The 23752-nt window shown below is 71.7% G+C and carries 21 protein-coding genes; 17 read left to right on the forward strand and 4 right to left on the reverse strand.

Annotated features, from left to right (window positions below; translation table 11 throughout):
* Nucleotides 1-27 precede the first annotated feature (27 nt).
* From AC3EU2_RS10240 to AC3EU2_RS10255, 4 genes are all read left to right on the forward strand, one after another.
* Nucleotides 28-2754, forward strand: coding sequence for an ATP-binding protein (locus tag AC3EU2_RS10240; protein ID WP_488176195.1), 2727 nt, complete (start codon nucleotides 28-30; stop codon nucleotides 2752-2754).
* 79 nt (nucleotides 2755-2833) lie between these two features.
* Entirely contained in the window at nucleotides 2834-4561 is a 1728-nt protein-coding gene (locus AC3EU2_RS10245) for a serine/threonine-protein kinase (protein ID WP_488176196.1), read from the forward strand.
* On the forward strand, nucleotides 4558-6009 hold the full coding sequence (locus AC3EU2_RS10250; protein ID WP_488176197.1) for a threonine/serine exporter family protein: 1452 nt from the start codon (nucleotides 4558-4560) through the stop codon (nucleotides 6007-6009). The genes AC3EU2_RS10245 and AC3EU2_RS10250 overlap by 4 nt, the downstream gene beginning before the upstream one ends.
* Nucleotides 6010-6201: 192 nt before the next feature.
* Nucleotides 6202-6891 carry a transglycosylase family protein gene (locus AC3EU2_RS10255; RefSeq protein WP_488176198.1) on the forward strand — a complete coding sequence of 230 codons (690 nt, stop codon included), beginning with the start codon at nucleotides 6202-6204 and terminating at the stop codon, nucleotides 6889-6891.
* A gap of 25 nt (nucleotides 6892-6916) precedes the next feature.
* Here AC3EU2_RS10255 and AC3EU2_RS10260 read toward each other — a convergent pair whose 3' ends face one another.
* Nucleotides 6917-7696: a sigma-70 family RNA polymerase sigma factor gene (locus AC3EU2_RS10260; RefSeq protein WP_488176199.1), complete on the reverse strand. Its 780-nt coding sequence runs from the start codon at nucleotides 7694-7696 to the stop codon at nucleotides 6917-6919.
* 258 nt (nucleotides 7697-7954) lie between these two features.
* Between AC3EU2_RS10260 and AC3EU2_RS10265 the strand changes: the two genes are divergently transcribed.
* Nucleotides 7955-8677: a GAF and ANTAR domain-containing protein gene (locus AC3EU2_RS10265; RefSeq protein ID WP_488176200.1), complete on the forward strand. Its 723-nt coding sequence runs from the start codon at nucleotides 7955-7957 to the stop codon at nucleotides 8675-8677.
* A 216-nt stretch (nucleotides 8678-8893) separates the two neighbouring features.
* A complete protein-coding gene (locus AC3EU2_RS10270; RefSeq protein WP_488176201.1) occupies nucleotides 8894-9658 on the forward strand; it encodes a GAF and ANTAR domain-containing protein in 765 nt (254 codons plus the stop codon).
* A gap of 16 nt (nucleotides 9659-9674) precedes the next feature.
* On the opposite strand, the gene AC3EU2_RS10275 is transcribed toward AC3EU2_RS10270, so the two are convergent.
* Together AC3EU2_RS10275 and AC3EU2_RS10280 are read right to left on the reverse strand one after the other, a co-directional pair.
* Entirely contained in the window at nucleotides 9675-10406 is a 732-nt protein-coding gene (locus AC3EU2_RS10275; RefSeq protein ID WP_488176202.1) for an ANTAR domain-containing protein, read from the reverse strand.
* The gene (locus AC3EU2_RS10280) at nucleotides 10403-11122 is read right to left on the reverse strand and encodes an ANTAR domain-containing protein (protein ID WP_488176203.1); all 720 of its coding nucleotides are present in this window, start codon (nucleotides 11120-11122) and stop codon (nucleotides 10403-10405) included. Before AC3EU2_RS10280 ends, AC3EU2_RS10275 begins: the two co-directional genes overlap by 4 nt.
* 208 nt (nucleotides 11123-11330) lie before the next feature.
* On the opposite strand from AC3EU2_RS10280, the gene AC3EU2_RS10285 reads away from it, so the two are divergent.
* From AC3EU2_RS10285 to AC3EU2_RS10330, 10 genes are all read left to right on the forward strand, one after another.
* Nucleotides 11331-11765 carry an Hsp20/alpha crystallin family protein gene (locus AC3EU2_RS10285; protein WP_488176204.1) on the forward strand — a complete coding sequence of 145 codons (435 nt, stop codon included), beginning with the start codon at nucleotides 11331-11333 and terminating at the stop codon, nucleotides 11763-11765.
* Nucleotides 11766-11789: 24 nt separating this feature from the next.
* A complete protein-coding gene (locus AC3EU2_RS10290; RefSeq protein ID WP_488176205.1) occupies nucleotides 11790-12071 on the forward strand; it encodes a hypothetical protein in 282 nt (93 codons plus the stop codon).
* A gap of 127 nt (nucleotides 12072-12198) precedes the next feature.
* On the forward strand, nucleotides 12199-12777 hold the full coding sequence (locus AC3EU2_RS10295) for a carboxymuconolactone decarboxylase family protein (RefSeq protein WP_488176206.1): 579 nt from the start codon (nucleotides 12199-12201) through the stop codon (nucleotides 12775-12777).
* Between the two features lie 212 nt (nucleotides 12778-12989).
* Nucleotides 12990-15131 carry a DEAD/DEAH box helicase gene (locus AC3EU2_RS10300; RefSeq protein WP_488176207.1) on the forward strand — a complete coding sequence of 714 codons (2142 nt, stop codon included), beginning with the start codon at nucleotides 12990-12992 and terminating at the stop codon, nucleotides 15129-15131.
* A 469-nt stretch (nucleotides 15132-15600) separates the two neighbouring features.
* Nucleotides 15601-16218, forward strand: coding sequence for a GrpB family protein (locus tag AC3EU2_RS10305; protein ID WP_488176208.1), 618 nt, complete (start codon nucleotides 15601-15603; stop codon nucleotides 16216-16218).
* 11 nt (nucleotides 16219-16229) lie between these two features.
* A complete protein-coding gene (locus AC3EU2_RS10310; RefSeq protein WP_488176209.1) occupies nucleotides 16230-16937 on the forward strand; it encodes a 4a-hydroxytetrahydrobiopterin dehydratase in 708 nt (235 codons plus the stop codon).
* 314 nt (nucleotides 16938-17251) lie between these two features.
* Complete coding sequence (locus tag AC3EU2_RS10315; RefSeq protein ID WP_488176210.1) at nucleotides 17252-18226, forward strand: serine hydrolase domain-containing protein; 975 nt, start codon at nucleotides 17252-17254, stop codon at nucleotides 18224-18226.
* Between the two features lie 127 nt (nucleotides 18227-18353).
* Entirely contained in the window at nucleotides 18354-18839 is a 486-nt protein-coding gene (locus tag AC3EU2_RS10320) for a SigE family RNA polymerase sigma factor (RefSeq protein ID WP_488176211.1), read from the forward strand.
* Complete coding sequence (locus AC3EU2_RS10325) at nucleotides 18832-19848, forward strand: hypothetical protein (protein ID WP_488176212.1); 1017 nt, start codon at nucleotides 18832-18834, stop codon at nucleotides 19846-19848. The genes AC3EU2_RS10320 and AC3EU2_RS10325 overlap by 8 nt, the downstream gene beginning before the upstream one ends.
* Before the next feature lie 145 nt (nucleotides 19849-19993).
* Nucleotides 19994-20584, forward strand: coding sequence for a GNAT family N-acetyltransferase (locus AC3EU2_RS10330; RefSeq protein ID WP_488176214.1), 591 nt, complete (start codon nucleotides 19994-19996; stop codon nucleotides 20582-20584).
* 409 nt (nucleotides 20585-20993) lie between these two features.
* Here AC3EU2_RS10330 and AC3EU2_RS10335 read toward each other — a convergent pair whose 3' ends face one another.
* Nucleotides 20994-21833, reverse strand: a complete 840-nt coding sequence (locus AC3EU2_RS10335; protein ID WP_488176215.1) for a class I SAM-dependent methyltransferase — start codon at nucleotides 21831-21833, stop codon at nucleotides 20994-20996.
* 1219 nt (nucleotides 21834-23052) lie between these two features.
* Between AC3EU2_RS10335 and AC3EU2_RS10340 the strand changes: the two genes are divergently transcribed.
* Nucleotides 23053-23640, forward strand: coding sequence for a hypothetical protein (locus tag AC3EU2_RS10340; protein WP_488176216.1), 588 nt, complete (start codon nucleotides 23053-23055; stop codon nucleotides 23638-23640).
* The last annotated feature ends 112 nt before the right edge of the window (nucleotides 23641-23752 follow it).

Genomic DNA, 23752 nt, shown 5'->3' on the forward strand with positions numbered 1-23752 from the left:
TGGCGCCTCCCCTAGCATGAGATGGCCATGCTGATGGGCCGGGAGGACGAGCAGCGCACCCTCGATGCGCTGGTGTCCGGCGCCCGGGTCGGGCGCAGCGGGGTGCTCGTCCTCAGCGGCGACCCGGGCATCGGCAAGAGCGCCCTGCTCGCCCACGCCATGGAGCGGGCCTCCGGCTTCCTGCTCCTTCGGGGGGCGGGCACCAAGGCCGAGCACGACCTCCCGTTCGCCGGGCTGGCCCGGGTGCTGCAGCCGCTCGTCGACGGCGTGGACGAGCTCCCCGAGCCGCAGGCGCGGGCCCTGGGCGTCGCCCTGGCGGTGCGGACCGGTGGCGTCGCCGACCGGTTCGCCGTGTCGGCGGCGGCGCTCACCCTCGTGACCCGGGCCGCCGAGGCGGGGCCGCTGGCCGTCGTCCTCGACGACGCCCACCTGCTCGACACCCCTTCGGCCCAGGCGCTGGCGTTCGTCGCCCGCCGCGTGCTCGTGGACTCGGTCGTCGTCCTGGCCGCGGTCCGACCCGGCGAGACCGAGGCGTGGGGGGGCCTGCCGACCCTGCACCTCGGACCACTCGACGATGACGCCGCGTCCCGCCTCGCCGACGACGCGGCGGGGACCGCACTGACCGCCGAGCAGCGCGCTCGGGTCACCGCCGTCAGCGCCGGCAACCCCTTGGCGATCCGCGCGCTGGCGCAGGAGCCGGGAGGCGTCGGCGACCTGGCGTTCGGCCAGACCGTGACGGTGCCTCGCGTCGTCGCCGACGCGTTCGCGCGCCGGACCGCCGGTCTGGAGGCCGACGGGCTCCGCGTGCTCCAGGTCGTCGTCGTCGCCGACGGGGACCTCCCCACGATCTCGCTCGTCTGCCGGTCGGCCGGCCTCGACGTCGGCCACCTGGCTCGTGCCGAGGACCTCGGGATCGTCAGCGTCACCCCCTACCGGGTCGACTTCACCCACCCGCTCGTCGGGTCGGCCGTGTACGTGACGATCCCGGCGGGGGAGCGGCGTCTCCTGCACGCGCTCGTGGCCGACTCCCTCTCGCCCGGCGACGCGGACCGGCGGGCGTGGCACCGCAGCGAGGCCGCCGTGGGGCTCGACGACACCGTGGCCCTCGAGATGGAGGAGGTGGGGCGGCGGGCGTCCACCCGGGGCGCCTTCGCCGTGGCGTCGTCGGCCCTCGAGCGCGCGGCCACGCTGTCGGCGACGCGGGACGAGCGAGCCCGTCGGTTCCTCGCGGCGGGGCAGGCGGCCTGGCTCGGCGGCGAGGACTCCCGGGCTCCGGCACTCCTCGAGGAGGCGGCGCGGCACGCCCCCACCGGGCTCGAGCGCGCGCGAGCGCTCGCGATGGCCGGCCAGGTGGCCGTCCGGGCGGGGTCGCTGGCCGGCGCGCGCGACCTCCTCCTCTCGGCCGCCGAGGACGCCGTGGCCGACGGCCCCGACGAGGCGATGCTCATGTATGCCGGTGCCATCGACGCCTGCTTCTACCTCCTCGACGCCCGTGGCGCGCTCGCCGCGGCGGAGCGCGCGTCCCTCCTGGCGGGCCGACCGGGCGCCGACCCCAGCCACCGCGCGATCGCCTCGATCGCCGTGGGCATGGCGCGGGCCCTCGCGGGGGAGCCGGACTCCGAGGCGCTCCGGACCGGGGTCGACGCGCTCACCGCGCTGCCCGAGCCCACTCCTGAGGAGGCGGACTGGGCGGTGACGGGCCTGCTCTACCTGCGCGAGTCGGGCGCCGCCCGGGACCTCCTGCGCGACACGATCGAGACCCGGCGCCGGAACTCCGAGCTCGGCCAGCTCCCGCACCTCCTCTTCCACCTCGCCCGGATCGACGCCACGACGAACCGGTGGTCGCGGGCGGAGGCGCTCTACGTCGAAGCGGTCGGCCTGGCCCGCGAGTTCGGCCAGCTCACCGAGCTCGGCGCGTCGCTCACCGGGCTGACGGCCCTGCACTCCCGCCAGGGCCGGGCCGAGGAGTGCCGGCGCGAGGCGGCCGAGGCCCGGCGGGTCGGCGAGGGCCGGGAGCTCAACATGGCCTCGGTCTGGACGGGCTTCGCGCTGGCCGAGCTCGACCTGTCCCTCGGTGACGTCGAGTCGGCCATCGCCGGGTTCACCGCCGTCGACGAGCTCCTCGCGGACCTCCGGGTCGGTGACCCCGACCTGTCGCCCGGGCCCGAGCTGGTCGAGGCGCTGCTGCGCGCCGGTGACCGCGAGCGGGCGGTCGAGGTGGACGCGGAGTTCCGGGCGCGGGCCGGCCGCCGGGGACGGCCGTGGTCACGGGCCCGGGCCGCCCGGGCGACGGCGCTGCTCGGCGGGGACGACGAGCTCGACGACCTCTTCGGTGCGGCGCTGCGGCTCCACGACGAGGGCGTGGACGCCTTCGAGCGGGCCCGCACGCTGCTGCTCTACGGAGCCCGGCTCCGTCGCGCGCGCCGGCGGTCCGACTCCCGGACCCCCCTGCGCGAGGCCCGGGCCGCGTTCGACGACCTGGGTGCGGCGCGGTGGGCCGACGCGGCCGCGTCCGAGCTGGAGGCGACCGGACTGCGCGCGCGCTCGCGGGAGTCCGGCCCGGTCGTGGGGCTGACGGCGCGCGAGCTGCAGATCGCCGACCTGCTCGCCGAGGGGCGGACGACGAGGGAGGCCGCGGCTGCGCTCTTCCTCAGCCCCAAGACGGTCGAGTACCACCTGCGCCACGTCTACACCAAGCTCGACATCGCCTCGCGCGAGGAGCTGAGGGAACGGCTGCGCGAGGTCCCCGCCTAGTCCCATCCGTCACACGCGACCCACCGGGCCCGGCGGTTCGGACAGGCCGCACTCAGCCACACGGCATACCGTGTCCCCCATGACCGCCGACATCCTCGACGAGCCGGAGGAGCGCGACGAGCTCCCGGAGCACTCGCTGCTCGGGTCCTACCGCCTCGTCCAGCGCCTCGGCGAGGGTGGGATGGGCGTCGTGCACCTCGCGCTCGACCGGCAGGGCAAGGCCGTGGCGATCAAGGTCCTGCGCCCGCACGTCGCGCACGACCCCGCGGCCCGGGCCCGGCTGTCGCGCGAGGTCGAGACGCTGAGCCGGATCCGCAGCCCCCGGGTCGCCCCCGTCATCGACGCCGACATCGACGGTGACCGTCCCTTCATCGTCACCCGCTACGTGCCCGGCCCGCCCCTCGACGACGTCATCTCCGCCGACGGCCCGATGGGTGCCGACGACCTGCACCGGCTCGGCCGCGGGCTCGCGGAGGCCCTCGACGTCATCCACGCGAGCGACGTCGTCCACCGCGACCTCAAGCCCGGCAACGTCCTCCTGCTCGACGGGGACCCGGTCGTCATCGACTTCGGCATCGCGCACGTCACCGACGACATCCGCCTCACGATGACCGGCCTCGTCATGGGCACCCCGGGCTACCTCTCGCCCGAGGTCGTCGAGGGCGACCCGGTCTCGACCGCCACCGACTGGTGGGGCTGGGCGGCCACCCTCGCGTATGCCGCGTCCGGCCGCCCGCCGTTCGGTCGCGGACCGATGGATGCCGTCCTGTCGCGGGTCACGGCCGGCGAGCCCGACCTCCGTGGCGTCGACCCGCGCATCGCCCCCCTGCTGTATGCCGCGCTCGCGCCGGTCCCGTCGGACCGGCCGCACCAGCGTGAGGTCGTCACCGCGCTCGAGCGCTACGCCCACGGCGGCACGGTCACCGACGTCATCCAGACCCGCACCCCGTCACCGCGGACCCAGTCGCTCACGGTCGCACCCACCACGGCGATGCCGTTGTCGCGCACGGAGATCCGGCCGCGACCCCACCTGTCCGCGGTGGCGCCCAGGGTCGCACCCGCTGCGGCGCCGGCCGTGGGTCCTCCCGGCCTGTCGACGCCGCGGCCCGACACCGCGGACCGCATCTTCGGCCCTCCGGCCGGCGAGCTCACCCCTCCGCCGGACGGGTCCGGCCCGGGACAGGCCTTCGAGCCGCGGCTCGACCCCCGCATCGGTCGGGCGAGCCGGAGCGGCACCGTGGGCGCCCTGCTCGCGGTGCTCGTCGCCGCCGCGGCGACCGTCCCCGTCGTCGCCGCGGCGGGCCTGCTGCTGTGGATCGTCCTGGCCCGCACCGCCGACCGGTCCATGACGTCCCTCGTGATGCGCCGCCACGACAAGGGTCCTCGTCGCAGCGACGTGCCGGTCACCGTGCTCGTCGGCCCGTGGCACCTGCTGCTCGGCCTCGTCGGCTCGCTCTTCGGCGCGATCATGCCAGCGCTCATCGCCGTCTCGGGGGTCTTCTGCGCCGCGCTCGCAGCCGTCGCAGCCCGGGGGAGCGGTGCCCCCGAGCCGAACGCCCCCGTCCCGCTCGCCGTCGGCGGTCTGCTCGCCGGTCTCATGGCGTGGTGGGGTCCCGGCGGTGCCAGCCTCCGTCGTGGGACGCGCAGCATCGTGCGCGGGGTGAGCCCCGGCGCCAGCACGAGCCGGGTGCTCGTCCTCCTGCTCCTCGTCGGCGCGGTCGCGGTCGCGGCCGCCGGCGTCGTCAACGGTGAACCGTCCTGGTGGCCGAGTGGGAGCGCGTGGTCCGACCAGCTGAACCTGCCGTGAGCGACGACGTCCGTCCTCGTCGCGCGTGGCGGCTCCAGGGCGGACCGCCGACCGAGCCGATGCCGCTCGTCGACCTGCTCCGGCGCACGCCCTACCGCAACGCCCGGGTCGCCAGCGAGGACGCCGAGGAGGCGCGGGTCCGCAGCGCCCTCGACCTCGCCGTCCGTCTCGGGGAGCTCATGCTGCGCAGTGGCGCCGGAGCACCCCAGGTCGAGGGGTCGGTCGCTGCAGTCTGTGCCGCGGCCGGGCTCACCACCGTCGAGATCGACATCACCCTCCAGTCCCTGCTCATCCACGCCAGGGTCGACGGGGTCAGCTCGGTCACGGCGCTGCGGGTCGTCCGCTCGACCCGGCACGACTACGCCCGGCTCGTCGCGGTGCACGAGCTCGTCGATGCGTTCGTCAACAGGCACATCGAGCTGCCCGAGGCGCTCGAGCAGCTGCGCGACATCAAGCGCGCCAACCGCACCTGGCCGGACTGGGCCGTCACCCTGGCGACGGCCCTGCTCGCCGGCGCGGTCGCGGTGATGATCGGCGCGACCCTGTTCACCGCCCTCGTCACGCTGCTCGTCGTGCTCGGCGTGTCCGCCGTGACCCGGCTCATGGGGCCGCTCCGGCTGCCCGACTTCTACTCCAACGCGGTCGCCGCGTTCGTCGCAACGGCCCTCGCGTGGACGGCATACGCCCTCGGCTCGCAGGCCTGGCTCCCGGTGGGAGGCAAGGACTTCGCCTTCGTCGTGGCCGGCGGGATCGTCGCCCTGCTGCCCGGGCGCACCATGGCCTCCGCCGTCGAGGACGTCATCTCCGGGTATGCCGTCACCGGCGCCGGCCGGCTCCTCGCCGTCGTCGTGTCGTTCACCGGTCTCATCATCGGCGTCGCCGTCGGCCTGAGCACGACGATCCGGCTCACCGACGCGCTGTCGTTCTCGTTCGTGGCGCCGTCGGTCCTCGACCTGCGGACCTCGCAGGCGCAGTGGTGGGCGGCCCTCGCGGGCGCGCTCGTCGTCGGCTCGTGCGGCGCCGTGACCATGCAGACCCGCCGACGGCTCGTCCTGCCCACGGCGGCCCTGTCCGTCGTGGCGGTCGGGGTGTTCTCGGTGCTCACCCGCGCGCTCGACGTCGGGCAGGTGACCGCGACCGGCATCGCCGCCGTCGGCATCGGGCTCGTGGGACGGCTCGTGGCCCTCCGGCTCGGGTCGCCGGCGATGGTCGTCGTCGTCCCGGCCAGCTTCGGGCTGCTCCCCGGCCTGACGATCTTCCGGGGCCTCTACGAGCTCGTCGGACAGTCCACGGACATCGGGACCCTGTCGTTCCAGGCGGGTGTCGCGACCCTGCTCGGGGCGTTCGGGGCGCTGCTCGCGATCGCGACCGGCACGACCCTCGGCGAGATCATCGCCTCGCCGTGGGACCGCCGGGTGGGCCGGGTCCGCCGTCGCGCCCGCGTCTGACCCGCTCCCCGGCCCAGCTCTTGCTCCGCCGCGTCAGGGCGGAAGGGCGGCATACGTCGACACGCCGGAGGAGCCGGCTTGCGCAGGGGTGGGGCACGAGTTACATTTGTGTAGTTCTGTGACAGGATTGAATGATGTTGCAGATGTGACGTAGCGTGCCTTTGTCGTCCCCTGACGCAAAGGATCCCCGTCATGCTCTTCGCCCCCGAGTTCCCTGCCCGTCCCGCTCGCCGTCGGCCCCTGCGCCGGGCGCTCGTCGGGACCACGCTGCTCGCCACGACCGCCTCGGCGGCCCTCGTCGGGCTCGCCACCGGAGCCGGTGCCAGCGAGACCGTGTGGGACCGGGTCGCGCAGTGCGAGAGCGGTGGCAACTGGGCCATCAACTCGGGCAACGGCTACTACGGCGGGCTCCAGTTCTCGTACAACACCTGGAAGGGCTTCGGCGGCCAGAGGTACGCATCGACGGCCAACCGCGCCACGAAGTCGCAGCAGATCGAGATCGCCCAGGCCGTGCTCAAGGTCCAGGGCCCCGGTGCCTGGCCGGTGTGCAGCGTGCGGGCCGGCCTCACCGTCGCCAACGGGCTCACCGTCCCGGTCTCGCGGGACGAGCCGCGCTCGCTGTTCCCGCTCACCGTCGACGGCCAGAAGGGCCCGGGCACCCGCAAGGCGGTCGAGACGTGGATCGGCGGCTCCGTCAACGCGTACTGGTCCCGCGACGACGTCAAGAAGCTCCAGGCCAAGGTCGGCGCGCAGCAGGACGGCTCGATCGGCCCGAAGACGACGCGCGCCCTCCAGTCCAGGGTCGGGGCCCATCAGGACGGCGCGTGGGGTCCGAAGACCACTGCGGCCCTGCAGCGCTACCTCAACTCCCTCTTCGACTGACAGCTTGCCAGGGTTCGTCGGCGGGTCAGGCCGCGGCGGGCTGCAGGTGCGCCCGGAGGCGCTTGACCGCTGCGGAGAGCAGTCGCGACACCTGCATCTGGCTCACTCCCAGGACCTCACCGATCTCACGCTGCGGGAGCTCCTCGACGAAGCGGAGGTGCAGGAGCAGCCGCTCCCTCTCGGAGAGCGCCCCGACCGCCTGCACGAGGGCCTGACGCAGGACGATCCGCTCGGCCGGGTCGTCGTTGCCGACCACGTGGTCGGCGAGGGTCCGCCCCTGCGGTGACGGCGCGTCGAGGGATGCCGCACGGTACCCGCACGACGAGCGGCACGCGGTCCGCACGTCCACCACGTCCGCTCCGAGAGCGACGGCCAGCTCCTCGAGCGAGGGTTCGCGCAGCAGCCGGTGGCGCAGCGACTCCTCGGCCGACCGGACCTCGAGCCGCAGCTCCTGCAGGCGCCGCGGCGGGCGCACGGCCCACGTGTGGTCGCGGAAGTAGCGCTTGAGCTCACCCTCGATCGACAGCACGACGTACGGGATGAGCGTGCGACCCAGGGCCGGGTCGAAGCGTGCGACCGCAGCGACGAGCGCGGTGCGCGCGACCTGCTCGAGGTCGTCGTCCTCCACCCCGCGCCCACGGAACCGGCGGGCGATGCCGTCGGCGACCGGCAGGCAGGCCTCGGCGAGCAGGTTCCGGAGGGCGGGAGCCTCGTGATCGACGCTCGTCGTGAGGCGCTCGACGAGGGTGGCGATCTCGGTGTCGTCAGCGACGCGGGAGGTGTCGGCTACGGAGGTGGTCGTCATCGCTCGTGCCTTCGGCAGGAGGGGACGGCGCCACTGTCGGACCCATCGGTGCAAGGAACATACCCATGCCCCGCCGCGGGGGCAAGGGACTTCCGTCCGTCCGACCGCCAATCCCACTCTTTGGCGGTGACGACCTGCGACAGTGAGGCATATCCTCGATGGAGATCGACAGGTCGCCCAACCGCGGCCACACCGGTCGTGCCGGGTCGGGACGCTGCCGCCACGAAGCGGACAGCGCGGAGCAGAAAGGACGGTCCGATGTCTCGGGAGCTGATCCATCACCTCAGCGAGCTGGTCCTCGCGCTGTCTCACGGCGAGGAGCCGGTCACACCGGGAATGGTCGTCAAGGCCGGCGCGTCGGCCGTCCCGCACGGCCACCATGCCGGCCTCACGCTGCTGCGCGCCGGAAGGGCGCCGGTCACGCTGGCCGCCTCGGACGACCTGGCGAGCGCGGTCGACGACCTGCAGTACGCACTGGCAGAAGGTCCCTGCCTCGAGGCAGCCACGGGTCCCGCCATGGTGATGTCCGACGACATCAGCACCGACGACCGGTGGCCGAGCTTTGGTCCCCGGTGCGCCGAGGCCGTGGGTGTGCGCAGCATGCTCAGCCTCCGCCTCCCCGTGGGTGGGGTCGACCATGCGGCGATCAACTACTACTCGACGGACGTCGCGGCCTTCACCGACGACGACGTCACCGTGGCGTCGGTGCTCGTCCCGCTCGCCGCCCTCGCAGTGGAGGCGGACCTGCGCGAGCACGACCGCGAGAACCTCATCAAGGCGCTCCAGTCCAGCCGCCAGATCTCGACGGCGGTCGGCATCCTCATGTCGACCCACCGGCTGCCGCACGCGGAGGCGTTCGAGCTCCTCCGGCGCGCGAGCATGGACCTCAACGCCAAGCTCCGGGAGGTGGCCGAGGAGGTCAACCTCACCGGCGAGCTCCCGGTCAAGCGGGTCAGCGCAGCCTCCGAGGGGCGCCGGTAGGGCCCTTCGCGGTATGCCGGCCGCGGCCCGGGCCGCGATGCCCACGGCTGACGGGTGGCGCCCCCACGGCGCTTCGCGGGGGCCCACGCGGTGATTCGTTCTGAGATTTCTCGTCCGACATCTGGGGTGAGTGGTCGACCGGTATCTTGGGGTACAGGTGTGAGCGTCTGACCACGGTGCGCATCCGCCTGGCAGAACCTGCGGAGCTCGCTCAACGTGAACCTCTCGGATCCTCGGCGTCAGACTCCCACCGACGCTGCGATCAGCCGGCAGCTCGTCCAGCTCACCTCAGCCCTGGCGACGAGCGGGAGCGCCCCCGACCCCGACAGGGTGGTCTCGGAGGTGCTGCTCGCCGTGCCCTCGGCGCAGCATGCAGGCATCACGTTGCTGCGCGAAGGTCGTGCCCCGTTCTCGCTGGCGGCAAGCGACGGTGTCCCTGACGCCGTGGACCGGCTCCAGCACGCCAGCGGGGAGGGCCCCTTCCGCGAGCGGACGACCGTGCACGGCGTGGTGCTGGTCGACGACCTGGCGTCGGATCCGCGGTGGCCGGTGTTCGGTCCGGACTGCGCGGAGGCGGTCGGCGTGCGCAGCATGCTCTGCCTGCGGCTGGTGCTCGGCGGAACCGATCGCGCCGCGCTGTCCCTCTACGCGTCCCCTCCTGGGGCGTTCGGCGACGGAGACCGGACCAGGGCGGCGCTCCTCGCCCCGTTCGCCGCACTCGCCGGCGAGGCCCACCTTCGCGCGGAGGACGTCGACAACCTCACGGCCGCCCTCGGGACGAGCCGACAGATCGGGACCGCGGTCGGGATCGTCATGGCCCAGCGCCAGGTCCCGAGCGAGGAGGCCTTCGCGCTCCTGCGCAAGGCCAGCATGGACCTCAACCGCAAGGTCCACGACATCGCTGCCGAGGTGGAGATGACGGGGGACCTGCCGGTGAGGACGTCCGCGCTGCTCGAGCGGGCGCACCTCGGCCCCACCTGACCGGTGCCCGGACGGGTCAGCCGTGGTGACCTGACGTCGTCAGGTGCTCGCCCAGCGTGCCGGTGCGGGCCAGCGCCATGACCAGCTCCGCTGCGTGGCCCAGGGGGATCTCCTCGCGTCGGGAGAAGTCGGTGAGCGCCTCGAAGCTGTCACCGGGGTCGATGCCGAGCACGTGGGCGAGCGCACCCTTGGCCTGCTCGACCACGGTGCGACGGTGCAGGGCGGCCCGCAGGCTCTCGAGGAGCGCTCCGTCCTCGAGACGACCGCAGAGGAGGACGAGGGTGAGCGCGTCGCCGAGCGCTCGGCAGTCCGAGAGGCGCTCCTCGAAGTCGGACTCCTCGGCCCAGAAGACGTTGAGCGCGCCGAACGTCTCGTCGTGCCAGCGGAGGGGGGTGGCGTGAACCGCGGTGTATCCCGAGGACAGGATCACCGGGCCGGCCACGGGCCAGCGTGACCGGATGGCGTCGACGCCGTGCGCGCTGATGCCGGTGCCGGTGCGCAACGACTCGATGCAGGGTCCCTCGTGGACCTGCGCCTGGTAGATCTCGAGGTCGTGCACGCGGTGTGAGGTGCTGGCGAGCACCTCGAGGGCGCTGTCCGACGTCACGAGCACCGCGGCAGCGTCGGCGGACAGCACCTCGGTCACCCCGACGAGCAGCTCGGCCATCGCACCGGTGACGTCCGGGTGCGGACCGACCATGGCAGCGTTGGCCTGGACCAGGACGTCGGTGACACTCGTGGTCGTCATGTCGATTCGATCTTTCTCTCGGGAGTGGCCGAGAACGTCAGCTGGCGTGTGAGGACCGCATGCGCCGAGGCGGTGACGCTCTGGTCGTGCGAGTAGGCGTGTGCCCTGAGCAGGGCGATGGCGTCGGACTCCGGCACCCCCAGCTGGGCGACCACCATCCCGGTGGCCTGGTGGACCTCGGCCCGCTCCGCCCACGGCTCGTGCCCGAGATCGTGCTGGGTGGGGGCATCGGCAAGGAGCGCCGCGGTGAGGACCTTGGCGACGACCAGTGCGGCGTCGATGTCGAGCGGGGGCGGGGAGCCCGTCTGGTGCAGGGTCAGCACGCCGAGCATGTGGTGGGGTTCGCCGAGGGGCAGTGCGTGGACCACGAGGGGCGCCAATGCCGTGAGCGTCTCACTCTCCAGGAGCGGCCACCGGGGGTTCGGTCCGTCCTCGACCGTGAGGTCGAACCGCTGGTAGGTGCCGGTGGTGAAGGCATCCGGCCCGGGCCCCTGGCCGACGACGTCTTGGGCCTCCTCGAGGATGCGGGCGGTGTCGTTCGTCGTGCACAGCGTGACCCGCTCCAGGAGCGTGTAGGCCAGCGTGATCGCGCCTCCGTCGCACCCGAGGAGGTCGACGGTCGCCTGGCAGAGGCGGGTGGGCAGGGGAAGGCCCTGCTCGACGCCTCGCACGATGCGGCGGGCGAGCTGCGACAGGAGGTCGTCGACGTCGGCCATGGGTCCTTGCTTGCTCTGCTGAGCTGGTTCGGGGGTGCTCCCCCAACCTACTCCTGCCGTCTGCGCGTGCCCTGCTCACCCGTGGACCGTCGACGGACTGTTGCACGTGTCCCGCGCGGGTGGTAATAAATGTGTAGCGCACACCATAGATCCCATCCGGGGGTCTGTGGCCCGTCGAGGGCATCTGGATGTGTTGGAGGTGATGACGATGTTGATGCGCACCGACCCCTTCCGCGAGCTCGACCGCATGGCCCAGCAGGCCTTCGGCGCCGTGGGGACCCTGGCCCGCCCTGCCGTCATGCCGATCGACGCATGGCGTGAGAAGGACACGTTCGTCGTGGAGCTGGACCTGCCCGGCGTCGACCCGGCCAGCATCGACCTCGACGTCGAACGCAACGTCCTCACGGTCAAGGCGGAGCGTCCCGGGCCGTCGAACAACGAGGAGCTGCTCGCCGCCGAACGTCCCCGTGGCGTGTTCAGCCGACAGCTCTTCCTCGGGGACACGCTCGACACGGACCACATCACGGCGGACTACGCCCAAGGGGTGCTGCGACTGCAGGTCCCGGTCGCGGAGAAGGCCAAGCCGCGCAGGATCGAGATCAACAGCAGCGACAACGGCAAGCGCCAAGCCATCTCGGCCTGATCGGGCTGATCGGCGATGGCCCCCGTGACCCTGTGGACCGCGGGCGCCGCCGCGCCCGCGTCCTCGAGTCGCACCGAGGTCGACGACTTCCTGGACGTCGTCCTGGCCGACGAGGAGCTGCTGGCGGCGGAGTTCGACGCGATCATCGCGTGCGCGTGGGGCTCGGCCGCCGCGCCGGCCGAGCCGGCGACCGGACACGGTGTGGCGGGCCCGCAGACTCGGCCGCGCAGTGCCGAGCCGCGTGCGACACCCCGCCGTGGCCCTGCTCACCCACCGGGACCCCGGGTGCGCAGCCCCCCGGGGTGAGCGAGAAAGAGGCGGCCGCCGGTCACGGACCGGTGGCCGCCTCGTCGTCCGCCGCGTGCGCGGGCGGTCCCGCTACGGTGAGCCCGACGAGCCCGCGACGGGTCCGCGACGGCACAGGGGAGTGGTGATGGGTGAGCGACTGGCACGACTGACCCCCGACCGGCTCGACGACGCCCAGCGAGAGCTCCGTGCCGCGATCACGGGCGGCCCCCGTTCGTCGGGCCCGCAGACGTTCGCCCTCGCTGCTGCCGACGGCTCCCTCGTCGGACCCTTCGGCCTCATGCTCCATGTGCCCCATCTCGGGCAGCCCCTGCAACAGCTCGGCGCCGCCGTCCGGTACCTCACGTCCTTCACCGACCGCGAGCGCGAGATCGCGATCCTCACCGTCGCCTCGCGGCTCGACAGCGACTTCGAGTGGTGGGCTCACACCCGCATCGGACGGTCGGTCGGGCTGGCCGACGAGGAGCTGGACGCGATCCGTTCTGGGGGGTTCGCGCAGCAGGCCGGCGTGGACCCGGTGGAGGCTTCCGTCCATGAGGCCGTCCGCCTGCTGTCTGCGAGGGAGTCGTTGGACGACCCGACGTATGCCGGGTTGGTCACCGTCCTGGGTGAGCAGCGCCTTCTCGAGCTGGTCGTCCTCACCGGCTACTACGCGACACTGGGGCTCATGCTCGACGTCTTCCGGGTGGGCTCGCCGCCCACGTGACTCGACTGGCGTGCCCGAACGCCTATGCTGGTCTGGCGTCCCGTCGTTCGGCGAGGGCGCTCGGCGACACGGTGGCCAAGGGCTTGGTCCCTCGCCCGCGTCCACGTCGGTCCGGTGTGCCGCGGTGCCAGCAGGCGCCCGCATCGCCTCGACCACGGTGAACCGGGACGGCTTGGGCTCCCTGCTGTGTCCGACTCACGAGAAGGTTCGGCTTGGCACAACGAACTTCGCGCAGCGGTGGCGCCTCGCGTACCGCGTCGCGCGACCGGCGTCCGTCCCGCGCACGCGACGGCGAGGGCATCATCCCGGTCCTGGCCAAGGCCGTCCGACAGGTCGAGGCCGGCGCCCAGCGCGGCAAGGTCCGCCCGCGGGAGCGGACGGCATACCAGGTCGTCGCCATCCTGCTGCGGGAGGAGCGCAAGCGCGTGCGGGCGGACGCCTCGATCTCGGAGGGTGAGCGCACCGCCGCGATGACGCGGCTCGACGGCATCGCGACGATCCTCGCGAAGACCGCGGCTCGTGACACCTCGCTGCTCGAGCTGCTCGCGGAGGGCGCTGCGGTCTCGTCCGCAGCCGTCGAGCTCAAGAACGAGATGCTGCGCGCCGCCGGTCGCGAGCCCGAGGCCGAGGTCGAGCCGGAGCCCGTGGCTCCGGCCGACTCCGCGCCGTCGTCGCGGCGCGTGGTCCCGCAGACGGTCATCGCCCGCCAGCTCGCGAACCCGTTCCTCGCGCCGGACTTCTCCGCCGTGCCGACCCGGCGCCCGCGGACCAACCGCCTCGCCCAGTGGGAGCTGTTGACCCCCCTCTTCCGCGCCTTCGAGTACGGCGGCGACGCGACCTGCATGCCGCTGCCCGAGCCCGACGAGACCTGGCACGGGATCCGTGGGCTCGAGCTCATGCACCACCAGGCCCAGGTCGTGGCCGCCGCTGCGGCGGGCCACCGCACGTTCCTGCTGGCCGACGAGCCCGGCCTCGGCAAGACCGCCCAGGCGCTGCTCGCCGCCGACGCGGCGGGCGCCTTCCCCCTGCTCGTCGTCGTCCCCAACGTCGTCAAGGCCAACTGGGCGCACGAGGCCGAGCTGTGGACCCCGCGCCGGGCGGCCACCGTCGTCCACGGCGACGGCGACACCATCGACGGCTTCGCCGACATCGTCATCGTCAACTACGAGATCCTCGACCGGCACGCGGGCTGGCTCGGACGCCACGGCTTCCGCGGGATGGTCGTCGACGAGGCGCACTTCATCAAGAACAAGTCGTCGCAGCGCTCGCAGCACGTCCTCGAGATCGCGGACCGGATCCGGGCGCGGACGAGAAACCCCCTGCTCATGGCGCTCACGGGGACCCCGCTCATCAACGACATCGAGGACTTCCGGGCGATCTGGCAGTTCCTCGGCTGGATCGAGGACAAGAAGCCGCAGCCGGCGCTCATGGCCGCGCTCGAGGAGACCGGGTTGACGCCGGCCGACCACGGCTTCTACGCGGCGGCGCGCACGAGCGTCATCGACCTCGGCATCGTCCGTCGCCGCAAGGTCGACGTGGCCTCCGACATCCCCGCACGCCGGGTCGCGGACCTCCCGGTCGAGCTCGACGACGCGGCCGCCCGCTCGATCAGGGCCGCCGAGCATGAGCTGGCCCGTCGCCTCGTCAAGCGGTACGAGGCGGCACAGGCCGCTCGCGGGGTCTTCGACCTCGGCGACGGGATCGACCACGACGTCGTCCGCCGCGTGGCCGCGTCCGAGCTCAAGAACGCCGGGACGAGCAAGACCGGCGACAACGTCTTCACCGTCATGCGCAAGATCGGCCAGGCGAAGGCCGCCCTCGCCGCCGACTACGCCGGTCAGCTGGCCCGCAGCGTCGGCAAGGTCGTCTTCTTCGCCAAGCACGTCGATGTCATGGACGTGGCGGAGCAGCAGTTCGTCAAGCGAGGAGTGGGCTACACCTCGATCCGTGGGGACCAGACCCCGAAGGTCCGCAAGGCCAACATCGAGGCCTTCCTCACCGACCCCGACATCGCCGTCGTCGTGTGCTCGCTCACGGCAGCGGGGGTGGGGCTCAACCTCCAGGTCGCCTCGAACGTCGTCCTCGCCGAGCTGTCGTGGACGTCGGCGGAGCAGACGCAGGCCATCGACCGCGTGCACCGGATCGGGCAGACCGAGCCGGTCACCGCGTGGCGGATCATCGCCGCGCAGACCATCGACTCCCGGCTCGCGCAGCTCATCGACGACAAGGCCGGGCTCGCAGCCCGCGCGCTCGACGGGTCCGACGAGGAGGTCGGCTCCTCGGCAGACGTCCAGCTCGAGGCGCTGGTGTCCCTGCTGACCGAGGCGCTCGAGGCCGACGCGCCGATCGACTGAGGTCCGCGACGTTCACCCCCGACAAGGGATCTGAGACACCCAGCGGAGGACCGACGAACTCCACCCCGTAGGCGCGGCCGAGCTCCGAGAGCGTCTCTGCGTCGACGGAACTCCGTTCGCGCTGTGCGGCGAAGTCCTGGGAAGAACCCCTCGAGTCCTGCAGGGGTCGTGACGATGAGCAGTCGTCCGGGTTCGTTCTCGATGTTCTGGAACGCCTGGGGTGTTCCTCTCGGCCCGAACGCCATGCCCCCCGTGGAAGCGCGAAGAACCGTCGCCCCGGCCGCGAACCGGAAGTCTCCTCGAGGACGACCCAGAGCTCGTCGTCACGGTGGTGCGTGTGTCGCGCAGGGCCATGTTGGGGTCCGACGACCAGCTCGTCGCCAGGCACGGCATGACGTCGGGAGAGGCGGGCCGCAACGGTTGATGTGCAGGTCCGCGCCCGTTCAGCTGCCATGGAAGACTTCGGCAGATGTCCACCATCCGCGAGCACCGCCGACCAGACGTCAGGACGGTTGAACTGGTGGGTGGCATCGAGCAACGTGACCTCGTGCTGGCCGACCACGACCCGCGCTGGCCGGAGAGGTACGCCGAGCACGAGCGACGGATTCGGGCCGCTCTCGGTGTGCTCGAACCGGTTCGCGTCGAGCACACCGGGTCGACGTCCGTGCCGGGACTGTCGGCGAAGCCGATCATCGACATCCTGGTCATCGTCGAGGACATCACCGCCGAAGAGGACTATCTCGACCAGCTCCTGGACGCTGGCTACGAACTTCGCACCCGCGAACCCGGGCACCGCCTGGTGCGCACCCCCGCCCGCGACGTTCATGTGCACGTCCTCGAAGCCGGCACGCAGGAGGCACAGGACGTCCTGCTCTTCCGCGATCGTCTGCGCTCGGAGCGGGCAGACCGCGACCTGTACGAGCGGACCAAGCGCGCACTGCTCGACCAGGACTGGCCCGACATGAACGCTTACTCCGACGCCAAGACCGAGGTCATCGCCGAGATCCTCGGGCGCGCCCGGACGTCGTCGGGCGTCGACCCGGTTGAGGTGGACGGATCCGCCGCGGACGGGCACGGTCGCAGATAGGGTCCCCGAGCATGGACATGCTGAAGAGCGAGGAGATCGCCGAGGCCAGGCTGACCGACTGGCGCAAGCTGGCCCAGGGACTTCACGCCCGCTACGCGGCCGACGACTTCGGCGCCGCCGTGCGGTTCGTCGCCGCGGTGGGTGAGGCGGGGGACGCGCTCGGACACCACCCGGGCGTGGCGATCGGCAAGGGGTACGTCGATCTCAAACTGAGCAGCACCGACGCCATCTACCGCGACGACGAGGGCACTGAGTACGTCGTCGAATGGGTGACGCAGCAGGACGTCGACCTCGCCCGACGGATCACCGAGATCGCCGCCGACCACCAGATCGCTGCCGACCCGGCCTCGGTGAGCGTCATCGAGCTGGGCCTCGACACGGTGCACTCGACGACCATCGCCCCGGTGTGGGCCGCCCTGCTGACCGGGGATGCCGAGGCCCAGGGTCGCGGAACCCCCGGTGACGAGATCCGGGACGCCACGGGCCGGGTACCGAACCTCTGGTTCGGGGATGCCGACGAGGCCGAGGCCCCGCGTCAGCGGTTCCATGTCGAGGTCTACGTGGCGCCCGAGACGGCCGAGCAACGAATCGTTGCAGCCGTCGCCGCTGGTGGGACCGTCGTCGACCACAGCGAAGCGCCGTCGCTCACGGTGATCGCCGACCAGGACGGCAACACCGGGGTCGTCTGCGTCGACGTCGCTGCTGCGACGAAGGACTGAACCGCTGACTTCGGTGACCCCGGTCAGGAAGCACCGGCAGCCGACTCAACCTCGTCGAGTCCTCCACCGTTATGGGGGTGTGGGGCCACGATGGGTCCTGGACGGTGGAGGTAGTGGACATGGCTCGAGGAGACGACGAGGTGGTCCTCGTGTTCGCCGACCAGTCCTGTCGCCCTGTCGCGGTGCGACATCGGCGGAGCAGACGCATCCGCTGGTGGTGCGCGGGTCTGGCGGTGCTCCTGGCCGGTTCGGCCTGCACCGGTGACTCACGGGCCCCCGACGCATCGGCGCCGCAGCGTCCATCCACCCCCACGGTGCAGCAGCGGTTGGACGAGATCGGCCGCGGACTCACCGGCTTCTCCGGCGCCCTCCTGGTCGCCCGTGGCGCCGAGGTGCTCCTCAGCCGGGGTTACGGGCTCGCCGACGCGGACCGCGGCACACCGAACGAGGCCACGACACGGTTCCGCATCGCGTCGGTCACCAAGCAGTTCACCGGCGCCGCGATCCTGCTGCTCCAGCAGGACGGCGAGCTGTCAGTCAAAGACCATGCCTGCACCCACCTGACGATCTGTCCCGTCGCCTGGCAGCAGATCACCATCGAGCAGCTGCTCACCCACTCCTCAGGAATGCCCGAGGTCACGGAGCAGCCGCAGTTCGAGACGGCCCGCGGACGGCCGACGACACCCGAGCAGCAGCTGGCGTGGATCCGCGGTCTGCCCCTCGGCTTCCCCCCCGGGACGAGCTTCCGCTACAGCAACAGCGGCTACCTCCTGCTCGGGCTCCTCATCGAGAAGCTCTCCGGGCAGTCGTACCGCGACTACCTCCAGGCCCGGATCTTCGGGCCCCTGGGCATGGCGGACAGCGGCTACGACACCGGCACCGACGGCGTGGCGGTCGGCTACACGGAAGGCACCACGCCCGCCTTCCCCATCGACATGGTGGTCCCGGGCGCGGCGGGAGGGCTGTACTCGACCGTCCAGGACCTGCACCGTTGGGAGACCGCGCTCGTAGAGGGACGCGTCCTCGATGCGGCCGGTACCGCCGCGATGATGACCTCGCACGTCGACATCACCGAACGAACCGGATTCGGTTACGGCTATGGCGTCTTCGTGAGCCTCGACCCGGCCGAACCTCTCATCCTGCACGACGGTGGGATTGACGGGTTCGCCGCCGACCTCACCCACAACCGGGACACCCACGTCACCGTGGTCCTGCTGTCCAACCACGAAGACGGGCCCGACCTCGACGTGGTCACCCACTCACTCATGCGAGCCGCGTCGAATCGGTGACCACCCCCCCCCGCCGCTCCCCGGCCCGGGCCCTCGACAGTCCGGGACGCCCCGGTGACTCAACCCCGAGGGCGGCTCGTCCGTTGAGGTGAGTGAGACGATGACGTGGAGGGCAGGAGGTGTCGCCATGACCACGGCAGACGAGGCCTTCGTCGCGTTCGCGGATGCGGTGTCCCCGCGGCTGTTGCGAACCGCCTGGCTCACGTGTGGAGACCACCAGCTCGCCGAGGACCTCGTCCAGGGGGCGCTGGCCGCGGTCTACCAGCGCTGGGGTCGCCTCAGCTCCGACAATCCTGCGGCCTACGCCCGGCGGTGCGTCATCAACGCGCACATCGACGCGACCCGCAGGCGACGCCGCGAGGTCGTCACCCACCTCGTCCCCGACCGGGGGACCCTCGACGCTTTGCCTGCGGACACTCGCTGGCTCCTCGCCGCCCTCGCGACGCTGCCCCCGCGCGAGCGGCAGTGCGTCGTCCTGCGGCACTACGCGGACCTGTCCGAGGCCGAGACGGCCGACCTCCTCGGCGTCAGCATCGGCACCGTCAAGTCGTCGACCTCCCGCGGGCTCATGCGTCTGCGAACCCTGCTCGCGGAAGGAGGGGCCCATGTCTGATGACGTCCTCGACCTCCTCAAGACGGTCCCGGAGCCGCCCATGTCGATCGACCCGTACGCCGCGATGGCTGCTGGTCGCCGAGCCCGCGTCCGCCGACGCTTCGCCATGACGGTGGCCGCCGTGGTGTCCGTCCTCGCGGTCGCCGCCGGGTCCGTGCTCGTCGCGGGCAGGGACGGGGCGCTCCCCGCCCGCCCGGCCCCGTCGAGCCCGACCCCGTCCAGCCCGACCCCCTCGACGCCCGCGAGAAGCCTCACTGCCCTGCTCGACGTCCCCGGCCAGGGACAGCTCACCGCCAACCTCGACCGGGCCGTCACGACGATCGACCTGCGGTCGGGCGACCCAAGGGGAAGCGCCGGCCTTGCGGTACCAGTGCCCCCGTCTGCCGGGGCCGCGTCGTGCCGGGTGAGTCCGGTGCTCCTGGTGCAGGCGTGCGTCGTGCGGGCCCCCGTGCGCGCGGGAATCACGGCATACACCGATCCGAGCACCCCGGACGTCGCTCCAGGCTTCCCTGTGGTCGGACGCTTCTCGGTCCCGGACGTCTCCGTCGTCGTCGTTGCCGCCTCGGCCGCTGACCTGCGCTCCCTGCGCGGGGCTGTGTGGGAACTGGACGACGGCACGGCCGCTGACAGCTCGGGCACAGCCCTGCTCCAGACCCACGCCCGCTCCGTGCCCGTCGCGGTCTTCGCCTCGAGTCTGGACGGCAGCATCCTGGGACTTCGGCCCGACAGCATGGATGCGTGGTTCTCCACGGGCCCCGACCTGCGGGGGGACACGCCGCAGATCGGCGGTATGGGCGACCTGAACGGCGACTACTACGCGTACGTGCTCCCGGCTGCGGCCGCGTCAGGTGAGGTGCTCGCCAGGTCGGGCCGAGTCGACAGCCAGGAGGTCCTCGTCCTGGGCGGCCGGAAGGTCCTCGTGGCCCACCTCACCGGCGTGACGCGCTTCAACGGTCCGACCGCCGAGTGGGTGGACAGGGACGGCGGAGTCCACCCCGGCACGAGCTGAGCTCCTCCAGGTATGCGGCGGACCTTGCCCCACGACGACTTCCTGCCCGCCCACAGGCCCCGTGCAGCGGCGCTGTCGCACATCGACGAAGACCGTGTCGACGGTCCAGGGGTTGCTCGCCCCGGCCCACCCCTAGTCTCGCGGTGTGCCCGACTTCAGCTGGCGACCGGCCAACGACGCGACGAGCGAGGACCTCGAGGCCGTGTTCGACGCCGGCGGTGCCCGCAAGTGCCGCTGCCAGGCGCTCAAGGTTCCGGGCTGGATCTGGCGCGACACGACCCAGGAGGAGCGCGATGCCGCCCTGCTGGAGCAGGCCGGTTGCGGCACGAGCGGTCCGACGTCCGGCCTCGTCGGGTACGTCGACGGCGAGCCGGCCGGCTGGGTCGCCGTCGAGCCGCGGGAGAACTACCCGAGGATCTGGGCCCGGCAGAAATCGTGGATGCGGACGGACCCCGACCTCGAGGGCGTCTGGTCGGTCACCTGCTTCGTCGTGCGTCAGCGCTTCCGTCGACAGGGGCTGATGTACGAGCTCGCCGCCGCCACCGTCGAGTACGGCAGGCAGGTCGGCGCTCGCGTCCTCGAGGGCTACCCCACCGAGCCGCCGCCGGGGAAGACCGTGATCTGGGACGAGGCCTCGGTCGGGTTGCTTCACGTCTTCCTCGACGCAGGCTACGAGGTGGAGTCGTCGCCCACCCTGCGCCGCAGAGTGGTGCGACACCGACTCGGCGCGTCGTAAGGCTCGGTCGTGCACGCCGGGGTGGCTCGGGAGTCGCGGGCGCGCGACTACGTGCACGGGTGCGCCGATGTCGCGCGGGACGAAGCGCGTCGCCTCGGCGCGCGACCGCGACGACGTCATCACGAAACTCTCTCGGGTGAGCAGCTGGCATGTCGACATCCTTCCAGCGGGGATCTCTCGTCCCCACAGATCAGGTGTCAACCAAACCTTCAGCAGTCCCTTGCGGCGGTGGACCGATGAGTCGGGTGTGGACCGGTGGGAGGGCACGTTCCCCTCCGAGGAGGCCGCCCAGGCGTGGGCTGCGATCGACGCCCTCGGCAGAGCGACGCGGCTGCACTAGGGTTGGAGTGGCTGCTGGGCTGCTGCCCATTGACTACCCCTCAGAGAAGACTCGCAGTGCCACCAGCGCCTAAGCTGGCTTGCGGACCAGCGCCTCGATGATGGTGAGCCGTCCCTCCTCGGCACTGCGCACCACGTTGATCTGCAGGTCGCGGATGGCCTCGCCCATGAGCGTCTGCAGGCCAAGTGGTGGCAGACCTTGTTCCTGCAGGCGCCGCCGGTTCTCCCGCAGGTCCGGCAGGATCTCCTCCGTCCGATCAAGAAACTTCACAAGGTCGAAGCCGGCCACCGTCACATCGGCGCGGGTCTCCTCGGTCGAGGAGAGAAAGCTCGTCGCCGGCCCCGCCGCCCACGGAAGCGGGTAGTGCGGCTCGCCGCAGGGCCCCGCGCCGTACTGGGAAAAGGCGAAGACGCCGCCTGGTCTCAGGACGCAAAACACCTCGGCGTAGAGGCGCCGCTTGTTCTCGATGTTCATGGCCACGTTCTGCGAGTACACGCGGTCAAAGGCTGCTTCGGAGAAGGGCAGATCCGTGGCGCTGCCCTCCACCACCCGCACACAGTCAGACAGGCCGGTGGCGGCATTCAGTGCTTCCGCGGCCCGGCAGAACTCGGGGGTCAGATCAAGTGAGGTGACATGGCAGCCGAACCGCGCCGCAATCCAGTGGGCTGGCCCACCGATGCCGCCACCGAGGTCAAGGAGGCGGTCACCGGGCTCAGGCTGTAGATGGGCGACCATCTCGTGGGTGGCCTTAACGCCCCGGCCATGGAAGTGGTCCAGCGGGGCGAGGACCTCTGGCGTGACTGGACCTGCATCATCGCCCTGCGCCGACCTAAGGGCAGCCAAGATGCGGGTGGCGATGTCGTCGCTGGAGTAGTGGTCCTGCACCTTGACGCCGGCTTGTTTGCTCATCAGTCCGGTCCTCTACCTGTGGTGATTCCATCGGCGGTGTTATCCGAAAACGCGGCGAGCCATAAGCGTGCTGGGACCGCGTGTCGAGCCTCTTCCCGGGTCGCTAGCGCGAAGCCGCCCCACGGTTCCGCCCTTGCGGTGCCGGACGGACACAACGAGGCCAAAGCCTCCCAGCAGCATCGCGGCGATCGCGCCTGCACTAGCAACCCCGGGCAGGCTCATCGGGTCAGCCAGCAGGGCCGCCATCGAGAGGCCGATCGCGATGGGTACCCGTGCCCCAAAAGCCCGCGTCTCCACGCCAGGAGGCCCACTCCGTTGAGGAGGACGGCGATCGCCATCAGGGCGACAATCTCTGACTCGGAGAAGTTCATCCTCCATGGTCGCAACTCAGCGCCAGTGGGGGAAGCCCGAACGTCCGCAAATGCCGCGATTCGCGGGTGCTTCACCGCGGTGGACTGGACATCCATACGCCGGCCGCGACGCACGACGCGGGGATACTGACGCCTGCGATCGAGTAGTCCTCCGCCTTCTGCTCGTTGGCTTCGAAGAGGACGCCTCCGCCGACTTCCACGCGTTCGCCCATCGCGACCGGGGGTTGGCTAGGGACCGTGAGCGATAAGGGGCCTTCATCGCTGACCCGAGTTCCGTGGGGCCACACAACGGCGTAGCTCTCGATACCGAGGCAACCGCCAACAGCGCGTCATCGCCGCTGTCCGCCGGCTCGGCGATCAGGACGATGAGGCCGCCCGCCTCGATGCGCTGCCCGAGGCACATCCGGCGAAGAGAGCGCACACGACCAGCGTGATCGCTCCGGGCTTCACGACCTGTGACGGCATGACGCGATGATCGCAGCAACGCCCCCTTCCGGCTGCCCCCTGCGCCTGCATACGTCCGGAACTGCCGCGTTGGGGGCACTTGCCTGACCGCAGCCGCATCAACGTCGCCGCGGCTACGGCGACGACAAGTCCCAGCAAGAGGACGGAGTAGCCCGGCCCGGGCAGCGGTGACGAGCGTCGTACCGAGGACGGCAAGCACCAGCCCGGCGAGCAATGCCAACGTGGGCGACTCCGCATCATGCCCGGCCCCGCGAGGCGTCGTCCTACGACGGCGAGTTCTTCGTCAAGAGATGAGCCGCAGGGCCCCTGCTGCCGCCTTAACGAGTCAGGTACGCACGGGTCGCGGGCGACCCGCCCAGCCGTTCAGGGCTAGGCTCGCGCGAATGGAGCCCCAGCCGACTCAGGTGGCCGCGACGGTCGCTCAGCTTTTCCGCACCGAATGGCCACACGGCATCGAAGAAGCTACTCCCTGGCTCAAGTCACTCGGCATCGACTCGGACGCGCCCCGCACTAGACGCAAGGAAGACGGCACGGAGGCATGGGACGATGCCGCCGTCCCGTCATGGGGGAACCGGGCGCGGGCCGGCTGGTCTACCTACCGAGACCATCTCGCAGACGTCAACTGGTGGCTGTGGGGCGGTGCCGAACCGCAGGCAGTCAAGGCCGCCGCGATGGAACTCGCCGACGAGCTTTCCCGGTCGCTGGATGATCCCGCAGAGGTCACAGGACCTGTCCCCGGATCGTTCGGGACGTGGTTCTGGAACCTTGACGCACACACCATCGAGATGTACTCCTACTCCAGTGAATCTCGCTCCGACGGCGCAACCCCGACGACTCGCTCAATCGTGCAACTGTCGATCTCCCTACGCGCCGTAGCGGACCCCTGCGAAAAGGAGGCTCGTCGCCGCCACGCGGCCGAGGCGGAGCGCCGGGACGAGGACCGCGTCCGCCAAGAAAACCCCACTCTGTAGGCAGCTCCTCGGTAAGGCGTCACCCTAGTCCTCACATCCGCAACTCGGCAGATGCGGTAGAACGGCATGCGCCGACTGGCGGTGATGTGACGCATCTACGAGGTACGAATCG

The sequence above is a fragment of the Knoellia sp. B-D-2 genome, from assembly GCF_057714695.1.